Raw genomic sequence first — 17,278 nt, 5'->3', positions numbered from 1 at the left:
CCGGCCCCCTTCGTGTCTTGCCAGGATCCCGCTCTGCCATGTCCGCTTCCGCTTCCCCCGCCGTCGACCCCGACCAGAAGGCTTCGGCCCGCCGGCTGATCTTCATCACCGTGCTGGTCGCCACCATGGGCGCCCTGGCCTTCGGCTACGACACCGGCATCATCGCCGGCGCCCTGCCCTTCATGACCCTGCCACCCGACCAGGGTGGGCTTGGCCTCAATGCCTACACCGAGGGGCTGGTCACCGCCGCCCTGATCGTCGGCGCGGCCTTCGGCTCGCTGGCGGCGGGTTATCTCGCCGATCGCTATGGCCGCCGCACCACCCTGCGCCTGCTGTCGATCCTCTTCGTCGTCGGCGCCCTGGGCACCGCGGTGGCGCCCTCGGTGGAACTGATGGTGGTCGCACGCTTCGTGCTCGGCCTGGCGGTGGGCGGCGGGTCGGCCACGGTGCCGGTGTTCATCGCCGAGATCGCCGGCCCCAAGCGCCGCGGTCGCCTGGTGAGTCGCAACGAACTGATGATCGTCAGCGGCCAGCTGCTGGCCTATGTGCTCAGCGCCCTGCTCGCCTGGCTGGTGCACGACAACGGCATCTGGCGCTACATGCTGGCCATCGCCATGGTGCCGGGCATCCTGCTGTTCGCCGGTACCTTTCTCTTGCCCACCTCGCCGCGCTGGCTGGCGGCCAAGGGTCGGATCGAAGAAGCCGAGGCCGTGCTGGAACGCCTGCGCGATACCCCCGAGGAGGTGCAGCGCGAGGTCGAGGAAATGCGCGAGAGCGAGGAGCAGGCCAGGCATCGCCCGCCATTGCGCGAATTGCTGAGCCAGGGCTGGGTGGTCAAGTTGCTCCTGCTGGGCATCGGCCTGGGCTTCGTCGCCCAGTTCACCGGGGTCAACGCCTTCATGTACTACACGCCGATCATCCTCAAGAGCACCGGCATGGGCACCAGCGCGGCCCTGACCGCCACCATCGGCAACGGCGTGGTCTCGGTGATCGCCACCCTGCTCGGCATCTGGGCCATCGGCCGCGCCGGACGCCGTACCCTGCTGCTGATCGGCCTGGTGATCGTGGTCGTGGCGCAGCTGGCGCTGGGCAGCGTGCTGCTGTGGCTGCCGCAGGACCTCACCCAGAGCTACCTGGCGCTGGCCTGCATCCTGGTGTTCCTGCTGTTCATGCAGATGTGCATCGCGCCGGTCTACTGGCTGCTGATGTCCGAGCTGTTTCCCAACCAGGTCCGTGGCCTGCTGACCGGGGTGGCGGTGGCCGTGCAGTGGCTGTGCAACGCCACCGTGGCTTTCAGCTTTCCGGTGGCCCTGGAAGCCATCGGCAACTACACCTTCTATGTCTTCGCCGCCATCAACCTGGGCTCGTTGTTGTTCGTCTATTTCTGCCTGCCGGAGACCCGCGGCAAGTCCCTGGAAGAAATCGAACGTCATCTGAAGAAAGAGTTATAGCGGGTCGTTAGCCGACCGATCGGCGATTTTCCGGCTTGCTACGGACCAGATGGAATAATTTCTCATCCCGTATCAAGTCGGACTTATCCGGGCCGATGCAGAGTGAAGGCATGTCGCCGTCATTCTTCGCGCCAGGGCGCGACCGGGGCTTTCGATGAACATCAAGCAGAAACTCACCTCGCTTTTCGCGGTAACCGCCTGCCTCCCGGTGATCCTGGTGGCGGGCGTGGTCATCATGAACGTGCGCAGTCAGGCCACCGGCGACTTCCTCGACGGCAGCGGGCGCGAAATCCGCCAGATCGACCGCAACATCCAGCAGTTCTTCTCCGGCATCCAGCAGAACGTCGACTTCCTCGCCAAGGAGCCGAACATCGTCGCGCTGCAAGGCCTGAAGAACTACAGCGGCGCCGACGCCGCCCAGTTGCCGCAGCCGGAAGCCGGCCAGCAGGCGCTGGCCTATTTCACCCGCTTCGCCAAGACCCACCCCACCACCGCCTACCTGTCGGTCGGCCTGGCCGATGGCGGTTACGTCAGCTGGCCGGACGACGCCAAGCTGGCCAACTACGATCCGCGCGTGCGCCCCTGGTACCAGGCGGCCATGAACAATCCGGGCAAGGTGGTGCGCACCCCGGCCTACTACTGGGCCACCGACGACGTCTCCCTGATGGGCGTGGTGCGGACCATGGAAGACGCCAGCGGCAAGGTCCGCGGCGTGGTGGGCCTGGACATCTCGCTCAAGCAGCTCACCGATCTGGTCAAGAGCATCACCCTGGGTCAGAGCGGCTACCTGCTGCTGGTAGAAGACAGCGGCAACGTGCTGGTCGACCCGCGCGACCCCAAGCACAACTTCAAGCAGCTCAAGGAGCTGGGCGACGCCTACCAGACCCTCAGCGGCATCCAGAGCGGCCTGGGTGAGGTCAATCTCAACGGCACCGACTACATGGTCAACGTCTATCCGGCCAAGGACCTGGGCTGGAAATTCATCGGCCTGATCGAGCGCAGCGAAGTCATGGGCAAGGCCACCGCCCTGACCTGGCAGATCGCCGGCATCACCGCGGTGCTGGCGCTGCTGTTCGCCGTGCTCGGCGCCGCCTTTGCCGGCATGATCGTGCGGCCGATCCGCGGTGTCTCCGCCGGCCTCGAATCCATCGCCCAGGGCGAAGGCGACCTGACCAAGAGCCTGACCGTGCAGGGCAAGGACGAAACCGCCACCCTGGCCGGCTGGTTCAACCAGTTCCTCGCCAGCATCCGCCAGCTGGTGCAGCGCATCGGCCAGGCCTCCAACGACCTGCAACAGGCCTCGCAGACCACCACCCAGGCGGCGGTCAGCATGAACGAGGTCGCCGGGCGCCAGCGCGAAGCCGTGGAGCTGGTCTCCACCGCCTTCAACGAGATGGTCGCCACCTCCAACGAGGTCGCGCGCTCCTGCAGCCAGGCCGCGGCCTCCGCCGACGCCGGTCATCACAAGGTGCAGGAAGGCTACGGCCAGATCGAGAAGGCCACCGGCAACGTCAACCAGCTCAGCGGCAGCCTGGCCCAGTCGGCCCAGGCCATGGCGGTGCTGGAACAGGACAGCCACAACATCAACACCATCCTCGACACCATCCGCGGCATCGCCGAACAGACCAACCTGCTGGCGCTCAACGCCGCCATCGAAGCGGCGCGGGCCGGTGAGCAGGGGCGTGGCTTCGCCGTGGTGGCCGACGAGGTGCGGGCCCTGGCCAAGCGCACCGCCGACTCCACCGGCGAGATCGACGGCCTGCTTGGCAGCCTGGCGCGGCGCACCCAGGAGGTCACCCGCCAGATCGAGACCAGCCTGGAGCTGTCGCAGACCAGCGTGGCCTCCATCAGCGAGGCGCGTGGCAGTTTCGAAGGCATCCGCCAGTCGGTGGACGAGATCCGCGACCAGGCCCTGCAGATCGCTGCGGCGGCCGAGGAACAGCACCAGGTGGCCGAGGACATCAACCGCCACATCGCCCAGATCCACGACGACGCCCAGCAGGTGGAAGGCCTGGCCCAGTCCACCACCCGCGATTCCTCGCGCCTGTCGCAGCTGTCGGGCGAACTGGACGGCCTGGTGCGGCGCTTCAAGGCCTGATGACTGTTTGGCGGTAGCAGAAGCCCCGCGGGTGATCCCCCCGGGGCTTTTTGTTGGCCGGGATTCCGGGACGCGTGGATAAGGCTGCGCCGTTATCCACCCTACGGACGTTGAACCTCCCTGCTACGCCGGACAGCCCCCTCTCCCCCTGGGAGAGGGTTGGGGTGAGGGTGCCTTCAGCCAAACCGTAGCGTGGAAAACGGCGCAGCCTTTTCCACTGGCGGATCGAACACCCCGTTGGGCTTCGCTGCGCTCAACCCAACCTACGAGACTGGTGGTAGCAGACGCCGCTCGGGTTACTCCAGCGGGACTCTTTGTAGACCGGGCGTTCGGGAACGCGTGGATAAGGCTGCGCCGTTATCCACCCTACGGACGTTGAACCTCCCCTCTGCGCCGGACAGCCCCCTCTCCCCCTGGGAGAGGGTTGGGGTGAGGATGCCCTCAGCCAAACCGTAGCGTGGAAAACGGCGCAGCCTTTTCCACTGGCGGATCGAATACCCCTCCTCAAGCCCCGGACGGCAAACCCTGGTCGCGATCGCCGCGCAGGTTGCTGTGGGCGGCCTTGCAGATCTCGCGCAGGCCGCTCTTGAGGCCCTCTTCGAGAGTGGGGTGGTAGAAGGGCATGTCCAGCAGCGAGCTGGCGGTCTCGCCGTGGATCAGCGCCAGCACCAGCAGATGGCCGATATGGTCCATGCACGGTCCGACCATGGCCGCGCCGGTCAGCTTGCCGGTGCCCGGTTCGGCATAGAAGCGGGCGATGCCCTGGTTGCGCGCCTCGACCCGGGCGCGGCCCTGGTCGTGGTAGGAAGAGGTGCCGATCAGACTGCCCCGGTCGGGCGGACTGCCCAGCACCGCCACCGGCGGATCGGTGAAGATCAGCGAAAACAGCGGCGATCTCGGGGTCGGTCGGACCTCGGGATAGCAGGCGGCATTGTGCCCGGCGATGGCCCCCTCGTCGGAGGCCTCGTGGAGGATCGGCCGGTCATGGTCGGCATCGCCGGCGATAAAGATCGACGAGGAGCCACACTGCATCGTCTCGGGGTCGTAGACCGGGGTGCCATGGTCGTCCAGCTCGATGCCGGTGGTCTCCAGCCCCAGGCCCTTCAGCCGCGGCGGTCGTCCGGCGGCCACCAGCACGTAGTCGAAGTCGCCCTCGCCGCTCGCCGCGCCGGACCAGGACAGTCGCACGCCCTCGCCCTCCCGCCGGGCATCCACCTCGACGTTCAGGTACAGGGTCAGGTCCTGTTCCAGGATCTTGCGCAACTCGGCCTTGACCTCCAGGTCCTCCAGCGCGCCCAGGCCATCGTCCTGGCCGAACAGGGTGACGGCCACGCCAAGGCGGGCCATGGCCTGGGCCAGTTCCAGGCCCACCGGACCGGTGCCGATCACCGCCAGCGAACGCGGCAGATCGGGGAGTTCGAAGATCGTCTCGTTGGTCAGCGCCCGCTCGCCGAGGGCGTCGAAGGGTTCCGGCACCAGAGGGTAGGAGCCGGTGGCGATGATCACGCTGCGGGCGCTTATCGTCTTACCATCGCTGAGCTGCAGGCGATCCGGCGCCACGAAGCGCGCCGTCGCGCGCTGGGCCACGCCCTCGGGCAACTTGGCGAAACCCTCCTTGGTGGCGGCGACGAAATGATCGCGCTCGCGCCGCACCCGCGCCATGACCGCCGCGCCATCGACGCTGACGCTGCCCACCTCGATGCCGAAGGTGCCGGCGCGGCGGACGGCATGATGAGCCTCCCCGGCGACGATCAGCAGCTTGGAGGGCATGCAGCCCACGGAGGCACAGGTGGTGCCGGCCCAGCGGTCGTCGATCAGCAGGGTGCGCGCGCCCTGGCGGCGGGCGGCGCGTTCGGCGGCGAGGCCGGCGGTTCCGGCCCCGATCACGGCGACATCACATTCGAGATCGGCGGGGGTCGTAGCGGCTGCAGGGTCACTCATCTCATCACCTGACGTTGTGAAGGGTTACCCGACTCGCGCCAGGTCTCCAGCAAGGGACCCCAAGCGCAACGTTGAGGTTGCATCCCCAAGGCGTGACCCACTTCGACAAAAAACCGACAATTCTTGTCAGGAGCGTCAAATTCCATGCCACTCGTCACCTTATACTGGCCATCTGGAACCATTGAGGGTGTCCTATCCTCAATTAGCCAACTTAAATGGACGCAGGCACTCACATGGAACGTGACATCAGCAAGATTCCGCTCATCAACGATTGGTCCTATCTGATCGCCCTGGAAACCGGCCTGTTCACCCGGGGTGAACTCAGCGGCACGGTGCTCAAGGCCCTCAATGACCAGGCCCGCCTGCTCTCCCGTCGCTACCTGGTGCAGAAGTCCAAGCTGGACGTACGCAAGCTGACGCCCGCCGAGAGCGAGATCCTCGATACCCTCAGCGACACCGCCGCCAGCCTACGTCGCCGCCAGCGGCTGCCGCACAACATCGTCAAGAGCCTCAGGGCCGGCGGCCTGATCGCCGCGGTCGAGCGCAGCGTCTGCGCCTCGGGCATCCTGCAGTGCCACAACGGCTTCTATGAAGACGGCCTGGAGCCGGGCGCCTTCGAGCGGATCGTCATGCGCCATCCCCATGAATTCGGCGATCACGCCCGCCAGAGCGCCGCCCTCTACTTCGCCCAGGAACCCTTCGCCCTGGAACCGTCGCAAGACGTGCACGACCAGCCGCTGCAGGCCAGCGCCTGATGAGCGAGGCGCACGCAATGACCGGGGCGGCCGGGAGGCCCCAGACCCCGTTCGCCTGCGCGCGTCTCGCCGCCCCCGTTCCCGCGTGCGGTACCGCTTTTCCGGAGTCCTGGCGCATGACGCCCGCTTTCGCGCCGCTCAGCCCCCCATAGCACCCCTGCCCTCGCCGGCCGGCCGATCTCGCTGATCGTGTCGGCTGTCGTCCTTTCGTTGCCGGCCCAGCCGGCAGCGGCCTTTGCCTGCGCGCGTCTTATGACGGGCGTCTCTGCCGATGCCGTTCGCGTCGCCGTCCAGCCGGAGTCCGCTCCCGGAGGGTGGCCGCGGCATGGGCCACGGCTGCGAGGAGCAGACATGACTACCGCCCACGTCCCCCAGGGACGCAACAACTTCGATTTCCTGAGATTCGCCGCGGCCTCCACCGTGGTGATCGGCCACGGCTTCTGGCTCTCGGGGCATATCGGCGCCGAGCCGATCCTCAACTTCACCGGCTTCACCGACGCGGCCAACATCGCCGTCTATGTGTTCTTCGTGATCAGCGGCTTCCTGATCACGGCGTCCTTCCAGCGCAGTCGCAATCCCCTGGACTTTCTGCTCAAGCGCGCCCTGCGGATCTTTCCGGCGCTGATCGTCTCGGTGCTGTTCTCGGTGCTGGTGGTGGGCTGGCTGGCCACCAGCCGGGAAACGAGCGCCTACTTCAGCGATCGTCAGACCCTGGGCTTCTTCAAGAACATCCTCTTGATGACGCGCTTCGAACTGCCCGGCGTCTTCACCGGCAATCCCTTTCCGGACACGGTGAACGGCAGCTACTGGACCCTGCCCTACGAGGTGTTCATGTACCTGTCGCTGCTGATCATCGGGGTGCTGGGGCTGCTGACCCGCTCGGTGGTCATGGCCACCCTGGTGGTGCTGGTGCTGGGCAACTTCCTGCTGCTGCCGCAGATGGGCATCGCCAGCTTCGTGCTGCACAAGGTGTTCAGCCTGGGCATGTTCTTTTTCGCCGGCGCCCTGCTGCAACTCGCGGGACCGCGCATCCCCTGGCGCCTGGAGATCGCCCTGGCGCTCTGCCTGCTGTCGCTGGCGGCCATCGTCTGGCATGTCCTGCCGGTGATCCACCTGGTGTCGCTGGCCTATGTGATCATCTACCTGGCCCAGGTGCAGGTACCGGTGCTGCATGGCTTCGGCCGCTTCGGCGACTATTCCTACGGCCTCTACCTGTTCAACTTCCCGGTCCAGCAACTGCTCATGCACTGGTTTCCCGACAGCTTCTCGCTGCCTGGTTTCCTGCTGGTGAGCTATGTCCTGACCCTGGGGTTCGCGGTGCTCTCCTGGCACCTGATCGAGGCGCCGGCGCTGAGATTCAAGCCGCGGCGCCAGGCCCCGGTGGCGCCGGCCTGAGGCCAGCTGGCCGGGCGTCTCAGCCGAGGCGACCGGCCAGGGCGAAACCGGCCAGGGTCAGCAGCAGCGAGCCCAGCACATGGATGGTCACGGTGAGCGCCGCCCAGCCCAGGCGGCCGCTCTGCAGCAATCCCACCACCTCGGCGGAAAAGGTCGAGAAGGTGGTGAAGCCGCCACAGAAGCCGGTCACCAGCAGCAGGCGCCACTGGGCTTCCAGCCCCGGATAACGGGAGAACAGCCCCAGCGCCAGGCCGATCACGAAGCCACCGACCAGATTGACCAGCAGCGTGCCCAGGGGCAGCAGCGGAAACAGCGCATTCAGCCGCAGACCGACCCACCAGCGACAGGCGCTGCCGAGGGCACCGCCAAACATCACCGCGAACAGCGCATAGGGCATCTCAGACTCCTCTCAACGGCGAGGGGCGGCGAAGAGCAGGACGGCAACGCCCGCCAGGGCCGACAGCAGCGACCCCAGCAGCACGCCGATCTTGACCTCGTCGACCAGGAAGGGCGCCCCCGGAAAGGCCAGGGCGCCGATGAACAGGCTCATGGTAAAGCCAATGCCGCAGAGCAGCGCCACGCCATAGAGCTGCAGCCAGCTGGCACCCTCGGGCAGCCGCGCCAGACCGCTGCGGATGGCCAGCACCGCCATCAGGGAAATCCCGATCTGCTTGCCAAGGAACAGCCCCAGGGTCACGCCCAGGGGCACCGGATCCAGCAGATTGGCCGGTGACATCCCGGCCAGGGAGACCCCGGCATTGGCGAAGCCGAACAGCGGCACGATCAGGAAGGCCACCCAGGGATGCAGCGCGGACTCCAGCCTGAGCAGCGGAGAAGCGTCGTCGGCCTCGGTGTCGCCCAGGGGAATGAACAGCGCCAGGATCACCCCGGCCAGGGTCGCATGGATGCCCGAACGCAGCATGCAGAACCATAGCAGCGCCCCCACCAGCAGATAGGGCAACAGGGCGGTGACCTTGAGGCGATTGAGCACGAACAGCACCGCCACCAGACCGGCCGCGGCCAGCAGCATGCTGCTGGAGAGGTCGCTGGTGTAGAACAGCGCGATGATCAGCACGGCGCCGAGGTCATCGAGGATCGCCAGGGCGGAGAGAAACACCTTGAGCGACACCGGCACCCGCGAACCCAGCAGCGACAGCACGCCCAGGGCGAAGGCGATGTCGGTGGCGGCGGGAATCGCCCAACCCGAGAGGGTCTGGGGATCGTGGCGATTGACCAGGGCATAGAGCAGTGCCGGCACCAGCATGCCGCCCAGGGCGGCGAGCCCCGGCAGGGCGCGATCGCCCCAGCTGGCGAGTTGGCCGACCGCCATCTCGCGCTTGATCTCCAGCCCCACCAGCAGGAAGAAGATGGCCATCAGGCCGTCGTTGATCCAGTGACCGAGCGAAAGGCCACCGACGTACCAGTGCAGACTGGCGAAATAGCCCTCGGCCAGCGGCGAGTTGGCGACGATCAGGGCGATGGCGGCGGCTACCATCAGCACGACACCACCGGCCGCTTCGGCCGCGACGAAGCGATTGAGATAGGCCAGGGCCCTGGCCGGAGAAAGGGGAGAGTTCATGGGCAGCCGTACTCCGCGCGGCGGCCCGACCTGCGCTCGATTCAACCTGTCCTACCGCGTGGCTGCGGCGACACCCAGCCGATGATCCTACTACGGCAGCCCCGGCGGTCGCAGCAGAAAATCGCCTGGAGACGGCAGCCGCTCTGGGTCGCCGCCTGGCCGTCGACCCGGGCGCCGAGCGCGCCGCGCCGGTCTTGCCAGGGCTGCGTCCAGGAGGGACCATCAGCGCCCTCGTTCTGCCCAGCAGCTGCCTTTCCCATGTCCCAGGAACCCCTTACGCCCTCGCCTTCGCCGTCTCTCTTCGCCCGCCTGGTCCAGGGCCTGCGCGCCTTCTGGCCGGCGCCGCTGCCTATCGACGGACGCGAGCGGCTGCGCGCCAGCCTCGGCGCCGGCCTCGGCATCCTGCTCGCGGCCCTGCTCGCCGCCTGGTGGCTGGAAGGCCAGCCGGTGCATCAGCATGGCGCCCTGGCATTGGCGCTGGTAGCTCCGCTGGGCGCCAGCGCCGTACTGGTGTTCGCCCTGCCCTCCAGTCCGCTGGCGCAGCCCTGGTCGGTGGTGGGCGGCAACACCCTGTCGGCGCTGATCGGCATCGCCTGCGCGCTGTGGATTCCCGAGGCCAACCTGGCCGCCGCCGTGGCGGTCGCCCTCGCCATCGCCGCTATGTTCACCCTGCGCTGCCTGCACCCGCCGGGTGGCGCCTCGGCGCTGCTGATGGTGCTGATCGGCGCCCAGGACTTCAGCTACGCCTGGAGTCCGGTGGCGCTGGATTCGCTGCTGCTGGTGAGCGCCGGCCTGCTCTACAACAACCTGACCCGCCGCCCCTGGCCCCATGTGCCGCGCCCGGCCGAGCCGAGTGGCGAGACGCGCCTGCAGCGCGCCGACCTCGACGCCGTGCTGGCACGCTACAACCAGGTGCTGGACATCAGCCGCGACGACCTCGCCGAATTGCTCGAACAGGTGGAGGCGCGCGCCTACCAGCGCAAGATGGGCGAGTTGCGCTGCGCCGACGTCATGAGCCACGAACCGGTGACGGCCCGCGCCGAGATGCCGCTGCAGCAAGCCTGGGCGCTGATGCGCGCCCGGCGCATCAAGGCGCTGCCGGTGGTGGATCGCCAGGGTCATCTGCTGGGCATCGTCACCGTCGCCGACTTCATGCGGCAGATCGATCTGGACGTCCACGAAGGCCTCGGCTGGCGCCTGAGATCGCTGGTCCGCCCGCGCACGCGCCAGGAGGAAAACAGTGTCGGTCACATCATGACCCGTACCGTGCGGGTGGCCAGCGCCGACCGCCTGCTGATCGATCTGGTGCCGGTGTTTTCCGAGAACGGCCACCGCCACATCCCCATCATCGACGGCTCGCGCCGCCTGGTGGGCATCATCACCCAGTCGGATCTGATCCGCGCGCTGTACCAGGCGGTACGGGCCTGACCGCAGCGAGCCGCCCTCGGCTGGGGTTCTGCAGCGAACCTCGCCGCGTTTTCGTCGTCTCAAAGGCACTGTCGCCCATTCCGGGCGACCTGCCAGGAATGTTCGGATGAAAACCGGTCCCGCTCGTGCCTCTTCGTTCTCCGCGCCTCGTGCGCTGCTCGCCAGCCTGGTCCTGGGCGGCGGTCTGCTGCTCGCGGGCTGCGCCGGCAACCCGCCGACCGCGCAGATGGCCGTGACCCAGTCCGCCGTCAACGAAGCCGTGAGCGGCGGCGGCAACCAGTTCGCCCCCATCGAGACCAAGTCGGCCCAGGACAAGTGGACCCAGGCCCAGGCCGCCCTGTCCAACGAGAAATACGACGAGGCCAAGCGCCTGGCCGAGCAGGCCGAGTGGGATGCCCGTCTGGCGACCCGCAAGACCCAGGCCGCCAAGGCCCAGGCGGCGCTGCAGGATGCCCAGAACAGCATCCAGCAGATCCGTGAGGAAGGTCAGATCAACCTCCAGCTGCAACAGAGTCTACAGAAAAAGGTGCAGCAGTAAGGCTGCCCGCTCTCTTGAAGGACGAAACCATGCGTAAACGTTTTCTGCTCCCGCTGATGTCGGCGCTGACCCTCACCCTGGCCGCCTGCGCCACCCCGCCCAACCCCAATCTGGAAAAGGCGCGCAACGACTACGCCGCTCTCGAATCCCAGCCCCAGGCCACCCAGCTGGCAGCGCTGGAAACCAAGGACGCCGGCACCTGGCTGGCCAAGGCCGACAAGGCCTACAAGGACGGTGAGAACGAGCGCACCGTCGACCAGCTGGCCTACCTGACCCAGCAACGCATCCAGACCGCCATGCAGACCATCAAGCTGCGCATGGCCGAAGCCGAGCTGAAAAAGGTCGACGCCGAACGCGGCGAAGCCCGCCTCAACACCCGCACCCAGCAGCTGCAGCAACTGCAGAAGGCGATCAAGTAAGGTCCAGGGCGCAGGTCCCCTGGCGGGAATCCTGCGCCCCCTGCCGTGGTCCTCTACTGACCCGCGAGCGTCCTGCTCGCCACAGTCCGGAGGATTTCTCATGCACGCCATACGCCTACGCAAACCCGGCGGTCTGGATCAGCTAAAGCCCTGCGAACTGCCCGATCCCGGGCAGCCGGGGGCTGGCGAGATCCGGGTGCGGATCAAGGCCAGCTCGCTGAATTTCCATGACCTGGGCGTGGTGCTGGGCAAGATGCCGACCGCCGATGGGCGCATTCCCATGTCCGATGGCGCCGGGGTGGTCGAGGCGGTGGGCGCGGGGGTCAGCGAATTCGCCGTGGGCGATCACGTGGTCTCGACCTTCTTTCCCCACTGGCTGGACGGCGAGCCGCCCATCGATGACTTTTCCACCACGCCCGGCGATGGCGTCGACGGCTTCGCCTGCGAGGTGGTGGTACGTCCAGCCACCGCCTTCACCCGCGCGCCCAAGGGCTACAGCCATGCCGAGGCGGCGACCCTGACCACCGCCGGGCTGACCGCCTGGCGCGCCCTGGTGGTGGACGGTGGCCTCAAGGCCGGTGACAGCGTGCTGGTCATGGGGACCGGCGGCGTCTCCATCTTCGCCCTGCAGATGGCCAAGGCCATGGGCGCCACGGTGATCGCCACCTCGTCCTCGGACGAAAAGCTGCAGCGCGCCTATGCCCTGGGCGCCGATCACCTGATCAATTACCGTGAAGAGCCGGAATGGGGCGCCAAGGTGCAGGCCATCACCGGCGGGCGTGGCGTCGACATCGTGGTGGAGGTGGGCGGTCCGGCGACCCTGGCGCAGTCCATCCAGGCCGCGCGCATCCATGGGCACCTGGCGCTGATCGGGGTGCTCACCGGCGTCGAGGGCCAGGTCCCCACCGCCAACCTGATGCGCCGCCACCAGCGACTGCAGGGTTTGATCGTCGGCAGTCGTCGCCATCAGCAGGAGATGATTCGCGCCCTGGAAAGCACCGGGATTAAGCCGGTCATCGATCGCAGCTACCCGCTGAACGAGATCGCCGCGGCCTTCGCCTTCCAGAAGGACGGCAGCCATTTCGGCAAGATCGTCCTGGAGTTCTGATAATGGTCAGACGAAAGCCAGACTGAGCCCAGCAGGCCTCTGCTAGACTTCCGGAATCGTCTCATCGCGTTCCGGAAGTCCCGATGACCTCGCCTGATCCCCTCCCCTATCTCGTCGTCATCGAAGACAACGGGCTGCTCGCCGAACTGCTGAGCAATCACCTCGAAGAGCGACTGGGCTGGACCTGTGTTCGCTTCGACAACGCCGACGACGCCCTGGTGCATCTGCTCCAGCAGCAGCAAAGCCCCGGGCTGGTGATCACCGACCACCTGATGCCCGGCCAGCTGCGCGGCGGCGAACTGGCGGAGATGCTGCTGCAGCGCTGGCCCGCGCTGCCCATGGTGATCACCTCGGGCTACGGCTACGAGATCACCACGGCGCTGCCCGAGCAGGTGATCTTCCTGCAGAAGCCCTGGACGCTGGACGAGGTGGATTCGGCGGTACGCCTGGCACGGGCACGCCAGGCGACGGGCTAGACACCCAGCTGGCCGCAGGCCTTGAGCAACTGGTCGATGGTCCAGGGCTTGGGCAGGAACAGCGCCCGCTCCTCGCGCTCGGCGTACTGCTGGCCGGTATAGCCGGAGGACACCAGGATCGGCAATTGTGGAAAGCGCTGACGCACCTGCTTGGCCAGGGCGAGTCCGTCCAGCCGACCCGGCATGCGCACGTCGGTGAACAGGAGATCGGGCGGTAGGGGATCGGACTCGAGCCAACCCCAGGCGGCGTCGGCGGTATCGAAGGACTGGACGGCATAACCTTCCATCTCGAACACCTCCGTCGCCAGCGATCTCAATACCGGATCGTCTTCGACGACCAGCACGGTGGTAACAGCAGCGGAAGAAACTACATCGGTCATGGCAACGCTACTTCATTAGTACGACTAAATAGACCGAAATTTCTCGAATTGGATCACAAGGCTCGGATGGGCGGCTGGCAGCCGGGTGCCGGCACTTGTCTGATGCCGTAACGGCTACTTAATTCCCTGTCTGTCGGAAAAAGGTGCTGGCAGATCGCTAGCCATCGCCCGACTCTCTTACTCTAAGGCTTTCGCCGGACGTCACCGCCGTCCGCTTCCGCTGCTCACGCGTTCGAACGACCCCATGGCTGAATCCGCTCTCTCCCACGCTGAACTCCAGGCCGAAGTCCGTCGCCTCCGCGCCGCGCTCGACCAGTGCACCGCGCTGCCGCCCCAGGACGCCCAGCGGCGTCTGGCGATCTTTGATGGTGCCATCGATTTCGCCATGATCGTGCTCGATCCGGCCGGGGTGATCACCGACTGGAACAGCGGCGCCGAACGCCTGCTGGGCTGGACCGCCGCAGAGATTCGCGGCGCGCCGGTCGAGCGCTTCTTCACCCCCGAAGACAACCAGATCGGCCGGGCCGCGCTGGAAATGCGGCTGGCGCTGCAGGACGGTCGCGCCGAAGACGAACGCTGGCACCTGCGACGCGACGGCACCCGCTTCTGGGCCAGCGGCGAGATGCATCCGCTGCACGACGACGCCGGCCGCCATACCGGCTTCGTCAAGATCCTGCGCGACCGTACGCCCCAGCATCTGGCCGGCCAGGCCCTGCGTGACAGCCAGCGCCACGTGGGCGAGGTGCAGCAGAAACTGGCGGAAAGCGAGCGCTATTGGCGCGGTCTGTTCGAGCAACTGGACGAGGGCTTCATCCTCGGCACCATTCTGCGCGATGAGCAAGGTCGCGGCTGCGACTGGCGCTATGACCAGGTCAACCGAGCCTGGTGCACGCACTTCGGCCTGAGCGCGGAGCAGGCGATCGGCCAGACCGCCCGCACCCTGTTTCCCGAACTCGAAGACCTCTGGGTGGAGGATTTCACCCGGGTGGTGGATACCGGCCAGTCGTTCAGCTACGTGCGGCAATTCCAGGCCAACGGGCGCTGGTACGAAGGTCATGCGCACAAGGCCGGCGCGGAGAGCTTCCTGGTGCTGTTCCTGGATGTCACCGAACGCGAGCAGGCCGCCCAGGCGACCCGCGACGAAGAGCGCTATCGCCGCGCCCTGGCAGAACTGGGCGAAGGCTTCAGCCACCTCAACGACATCGAGGCGGTCACCGAGCTGGCCTGCACAGTGCTGGGCACCCTGCTGGACGCCCAGCGGGTGGGCTACGGCCTGGTGGACGCCGACGCCGAGACCATCAGCGTGGAACGCGACTGGACGATCCCGGCCGCCGGCAGCCTGATGGGCACCCTGAATTTCCGCGACTATGGCAGCTGCATCGAGGACTTCAAGCGCGGCGAGACCGTGGCCATCGAAGATGTGCGCGAGGATGCCCGCACCTGCCACAACCTCGCCGCCCTGCAACGGCTGGACACCCGCGCCTTCGTCAGCACACCGCTGTTCGAGCACGGCCATTTCGTCGCCCTGCTCTATGTCAGCGCCAGCCAACCGCGGTGCTGGACGCCGGCCGAAGTGCAATTCATCCGCGAGATCGCCAATCGCACCCGCTCGGCGACGGCGCGGCTGACCGCTGAGCGCGCACTGCGCGACAGCGAACTCAATCTGCGGCTGGTGGCCGACACCCTGCCCTGCCTGATCGCCTTCGTCGATCGCGAGCTGATCTATCGCTTCGCCAACATCGAGGCGCCCAAGTGGTTCAAGGACGCTCCGGAAAGCATCCTGGGTCGCAGCATGGCCGAGGTCTTCGCCCCGGAGCTGTTCGCGGCCCGGCGTCCGGCCATCCAGGCCGCCCTGGACGGCACCCCGGCGCGGCTGGACCTGCCCTGGGCCTGGCCCGACGGCCGCCGACGCATCGCCGACATCCACTATCGTCCGCGGCGCGATGCGCGCGGGGCGGTGGATGGCTTCTATGTCTTCGCCCAGGACGTCACCGCCCAGCGCGACGCCCAGACGCTGATCCAGGCGCAGAATCTCAGCCTCAGCCAGGAGGTCCAGGCGCGCACCGCCGAGCGCGACCGGCTCTGGGCGCTCAGCGAGGATCTGCTGCTGACCGCCGATTTCAACGGGCAGCTCCTGCGGGTGAGTCCCTCCTGGTCGCGCGGCCTGGGCTATTCCGAAGCCGAGTTGCTCAGCCGCCCCTACCGGGAACTCATCCATCCCGACGATCTGCCAGGGGTGCTGGTGGCACTGGACGAACTGCGCCGCAGCGGCCTGCCGGCGCGGGTGGAAAATCGCGTGCTGGCGGCGGACGGCAGCTGGCGCTGGCTGTCCTGGACGCTGTCGATGGACACCGAACAGGATCGCCTCACCGGCGCCGGGCGCGACATCACCCGGGAAAGGGACGCCGCGGAGACCCAGGCGCTGCTGGAAGAGCAGTTGCGCCAGTCGCAAAAGATGGAAGCGGTCGGCCAGCTCACCGGCGGCCTGGCCCACGATTTCAACAACCTGCTCGCCGGCATCGTCGGCAGTCTGGACCTGCTCACGGTACGCATCGGCCAGGGCCGGCTGAACAATCTCGAGCGCTACACCACCGCCGCCCAGGGCGCCGCCATCCGCGCCGCCGCCCTGACCCACCGGCTGCTGGCCTTTTCCCGCCGGCAGACGCTGGATCCCAAGCCCACCGACGTCAATCGCCTGGTGGCCGGCATGGAAGACCTGATCCGTCGCACGGTGGGTCCGGCGATCCAGATCGAAGTGGTGGCCAGCAGCGAGCTGTGGTCGACCCTGGTCGATCCGCCGCAATTGGAAAACGCCCTGCTCAACCTCTGCATCAATGCCCGCGACGCCATGCCCGAGGGCGGTCGCATCTTCATCGAGACCGCCAATCGGGCGCTGGATGCGCGCATGGCCCGGGTCCGCGACCTGGAAGCGGGCGAATACATCGCCCTCTCGGTGACCGACAACGGCTGCGGCATGCCGCCCGAGGTGATCGCCAAGGCCTTCGATCCCTTCTTCACCACCAAGCCGATCGGGGTGGGCACGGGACTTGGCCTGTCGATGATCTATGGTTTCGTGCGCCAGTCCGGCGGCCAGGCGCGCATCCATTCCCAGGTCGATCAGGGCACCAGCGTCACCCTCTTCCTGCCGCGTCATCGCGAAGCGGCCACCGGCGTCGACCTCGCCGCCAGCCAGCCGACCCTGCCGCGCCAGGGCCACGGTGAGACGGTGCTGGTGGTGGATGACGAACCCACGGTACGGATGCTGGTGGTGGAGGTGCTGGAGGAACTGGGCTATGCCGCCCTGGAAGCGGCGGATGCCAGCTCCGGCTTGCGCCTGCTGGAATCCGACGTGCGCATCGACCTGCTGATCAGCGACGTCGGCCTGCCCGGCGGCATGAACGGTCGCCAGATGGCCGACGCCGCCCGCCAGCGCCGCCCAGGCCTCAAGGTGCTGTTCATCACCGGCTACGCCGAGAACGCCGTGGTCGGCAACGGCCACCTGGAGCCCGGCATGCACGTGATGACCAAGCCCTTCGCCATGGACGCCCTGGCGGTGCGCATCCGCGATCTGATCGAAGGGACCTGAGGTCAGCGTCGGAGTGGATCATCCCTCACCCCAGCCCTCTCCCGGAGGGAGAGGGGGCGGTTGGGAGGCGTAGGGTGGATAGCGGCGCAGCCTTATCTACGAATGGCGGGAAGGTTCGCCCAGT

At 67.3% G+C, this 17,278-nt stretch carries 13 protein-coding genes and 2 pseudogenes; 11 read left to right on the top strand and 4 right to left on the bottom strand.

The features are described 5' to 3' along the window. Positions 1-38: 38 nt before the first annotated feature. From POR01S_RS15805 to POR01S_RS24330, 3 genes and pseudogenes are all read left to right on the top strand, one after another. Complete coding sequence (locus POR01S_RS15805; RefSeq protein WP_042136962.1) at positions 39-1,451, top strand: sugar porter family MFS transporter; 1,413 nt, start codon at positions 39-41, stop codon at positions 1,449-1,451. A gap of 154 nt (positions 1,452-1,605) precedes the next feature. Next, positions 1,606-2,694, top strand: a pseudogene (locus POR01S_RS24335) (cache domain-containing protein); the annotation flags it as partial. Positions 2,695-2,781: 87 nt separating this feature from the next. Continuing rightward, positions 2,782-3,549: a methyl-accepting chemotaxis protein gene (locus POR01S_RS24330; protein ID WP_371099676.1), complete on the top strand. Its 768-nt coding sequence runs from the start codon at positions 2,782-2,784 to the stop codon at positions 3,547-3,549. 504 nt (positions 3,550-4,053) lie between these two features. On the opposite strand, the gene POR01S_RS15795 is transcribed toward POR01S_RS24330, so the two are convergent. Further along, positions 4,054-5,490, bottom strand: a complete 1,437-nt coding sequence (locus tag POR01S_RS15795; RefSeq protein WP_042136958.1) for a dihydrolipoyl dehydrogenase — start codon at positions 5,488-5,490, stop codon at positions 4,054-4,056. Positions 5,491-5,723: 233 nt separating this feature from the next. On the opposite strand from POR01S_RS15795, the gene POR01S_RS15790 reads away from it, so the two are divergent. Both POR01S_RS15790 and POR01S_RS15785 read left to right on the top strand, forming a co-directional pair. Beyond that, positions 5,724-6,245 carry a hypothetical protein gene (locus tag POR01S_RS15790; RefSeq protein WP_042136956.1) on the top strand — a complete coding sequence of 174 codons (522 nt, stop codon included), beginning with the start codon at positions 5,724-5,726 and terminating at the stop codon, positions 6,243-6,245. A gap of 351 nt (positions 6,246-6,596) precedes the next feature. Continuing rightward, a complete protein-coding gene (locus POR01S_RS15785; RefSeq protein WP_027600083.1) occupies positions 6,597-7,640 on the top strand; it encodes an acyltransferase family protein in 1,044 nt (347 codons plus the stop codon). Between the two features lie 19 nt (positions 7,641-7,659). On the opposite strand, the gene crcB is transcribed toward POR01S_RS15785, so the two are convergent. Further along, entirely contained in the window at positions 7,660-8,037 is a 378-nt protein-coding gene (crcB, locus tag POR01S_RS15780; RefSeq protein ID WP_027600082.1) for a fluoride efflux transporter CrcB, read from the bottom strand. A 12-nt stretch (positions 8,038-8,049) separates the two neighbouring features. After that, entirely contained in the window at positions 8,050-9,219 is a 1,170-nt protein-coding gene (gene nhaA, locus POR01S_RS15775; protein ID WP_042136954.1) for a Na+/H+ antiporter NhaA, read from the bottom strand. A gap of 258 nt (positions 9,220-9,477) precedes the next feature. Here nhaA and POR01S_RS15770 point away from each other — a divergent pair, with 258 nt between their 5' ends. From POR01S_RS15770 to POR01S_RS15750, 5 genes and pseudogenes are all read left to right on the top strand, one after another. Further along, complete coding sequence (locus POR01S_RS15770) at positions 9,478-10,647, top strand: HPP family protein (RefSeq protein ID WP_037006749.1); 1,170 nt, start codon at positions 9,478-9,480, stop codon at positions 10,645-10,647. Positions 10,648-10,753: 106 nt separating this feature from the next. Next, positions 10,754-11,185, top strand: coding sequence for a DUF4398 domain-containing protein (locus POR01S_RS15765; protein WP_042136951.1), 432 nt, complete (start codon positions 10,754-10,756; stop codon positions 11,183-11,185). Between the two features lie 29 nt (positions 11,186-11,214). Then, positions 11,215-11,598, top strand: a pseudogene (locus tag POR01S_RS15760) (DUF4398 domain-containing protein); the annotation flags it as partial. 106 nt (positions 11,599-11,704) lie between these two features. After that, positions 11,705-12,712, top strand: a complete 1,008-nt coding sequence (locus POR01S_RS15755) for a zinc-dependent alcohol dehydrogenase family protein (protein ID WP_042136949.1) — start codon at positions 11,705-11,707, stop codon at positions 12,710-12,712. Between the two features lie 83 nt (positions 12,713-12,795). Further along, positions 12,796-13,188 carry a response regulator gene (locus POR01S_RS15750; RefSeq protein ID WP_042136947.1) on the top strand — a complete coding sequence of 131 codons (393 nt, stop codon included), beginning with the start codon at positions 12,796-12,798 and terminating at the stop codon, positions 13,186-13,188. Here the strand turns inward: POR01S_RS15750 and POR01S_RS15745 are convergent. Then, positions 13,185-13,568 (bottom strand): response regulator, encoded by a 384-nt coding sequence (locus POR01S_RS15745; RefSeq protein ID WP_007160682.1) that lies wholly within the window; start codon positions 13,566-13,568, stop codon positions 13,185-13,187. The two genes, POR01S_RS15750 and POR01S_RS15745, sit on opposite strands and share 4 nt — an antisense overlap. 244 nt (positions 13,569-13,812) lie before the next feature. On the opposite strand from POR01S_RS15745, the gene POR01S_RS24020 reads away from it, so the two are divergent. Then, entirely contained in the window at positions 13,813-17,154 is a 3,342-nt protein-coding gene (locus POR01S_RS24020) for a PAS domain S-box protein (protein ID WP_042136945.1), read from the top strand. Positions 17,155-17,278: the final 124 nt, after the last annotated feature.

This window comes from Pseudomonas oryzihabitans NBRC 102199, assembly GCF_000730625.1.
Taxonomy (GTDB): Bacteria; Pseudomonadota; Gammaproteobacteria; order Pseudomonadales; family Pseudomonadaceae; genus Chryseomonas; species Chryseomonas oryzihabitans.
This window is presented reverse-complemented; position numbering and strand designations above follow the sequence as displayed.

Coding starts and splice junctions, on each gene's coding strand:
- POR01S_RS24330 (WP_371099676.1), top strand. CDS start 2,782: ATGAACGAGGTCGCCGGGCGCCAGCGCGAAGCCGTGGAGCTGGTCTCC.
- POR01S_RS15795 (WP_042136958.1), bottom strand. CDS start 5,490: ATGAGTGACCCTGCAGCCGCTACGACCCCCGCCGATCTCGAATGTGAT.
- POR01S_RS15750 (WP_042136947.1), top strand. CDS start 12,796: ATGACCTCGCCTGATCCCCTCCCCTATCTCGTCGTCATCGAAGACAAC.
- POR01S_RS15745 (WP_007160682.1), bottom strand. CDS start 13,568: ATGACCGATGTAGTTTCTTCCGCTGCTGTTACCACCGTGCTGGTCGTC.
- POR01S_RS15770 (WP_037006749.1), top strand. CDS start 9,478: ATGTCCCAGGAACCCCTTACGCCCTCGCCTTCGCCGTCTCTCTTCGCC.
- nhaA (WP_042136954.1), bottom strand. CDS start 9,219: ATGAACTCTCCCCTTTCTCCGGCCAGGGCCCTGGCCTATCTCAATCGC.
- crcB (WP_027600082.1), bottom strand. CDS start 8,037: ATGCCCTATGCGCTGTTCGCGGTGATGTTTGGCGGTGCCCTCGGCAGC.
- POR01S_RS15755 (WP_042136949.1), top strand. CDS start 11,705: ATGCACGCCATACGCCTACGCAAACCCGGCGGTCTGGATCAGCTAAAG.
- POR01S_RS24020 (WP_042136945.1), top strand. CDS start 13,813: ATGGCTGAATCCGCTCTCTCCCACGCTGAACTCCAGGCCGAAGTCCGT.
- POR01S_RS15785 (WP_027600083.1), top strand. CDS start 6,597: ATGACTACCGCCCACGTCCCCCAGGGACGCAACAACTTCGATTTCCTG.
- POR01S_RS15805 (WP_042136962.1), top strand. CDS start 39: ATGTCCGCTTCCGCTTCCCCCGCCGTCGACCCCGACCAGAAGGCTTCG.
- POR01S_RS15790 (WP_042136956.1), top strand. CDS start 5,724: ATGGAACGTGACATCAGCAAGATTCCGCTCATCAACGATTGGTCCTAT.
- POR01S_RS15765 (WP_042136951.1), top strand. CDS start 10,754: ATGAAAACCGGTCCCGCTCGTGCCTCTTCGTTCTCCGCGCCTCGTGCG.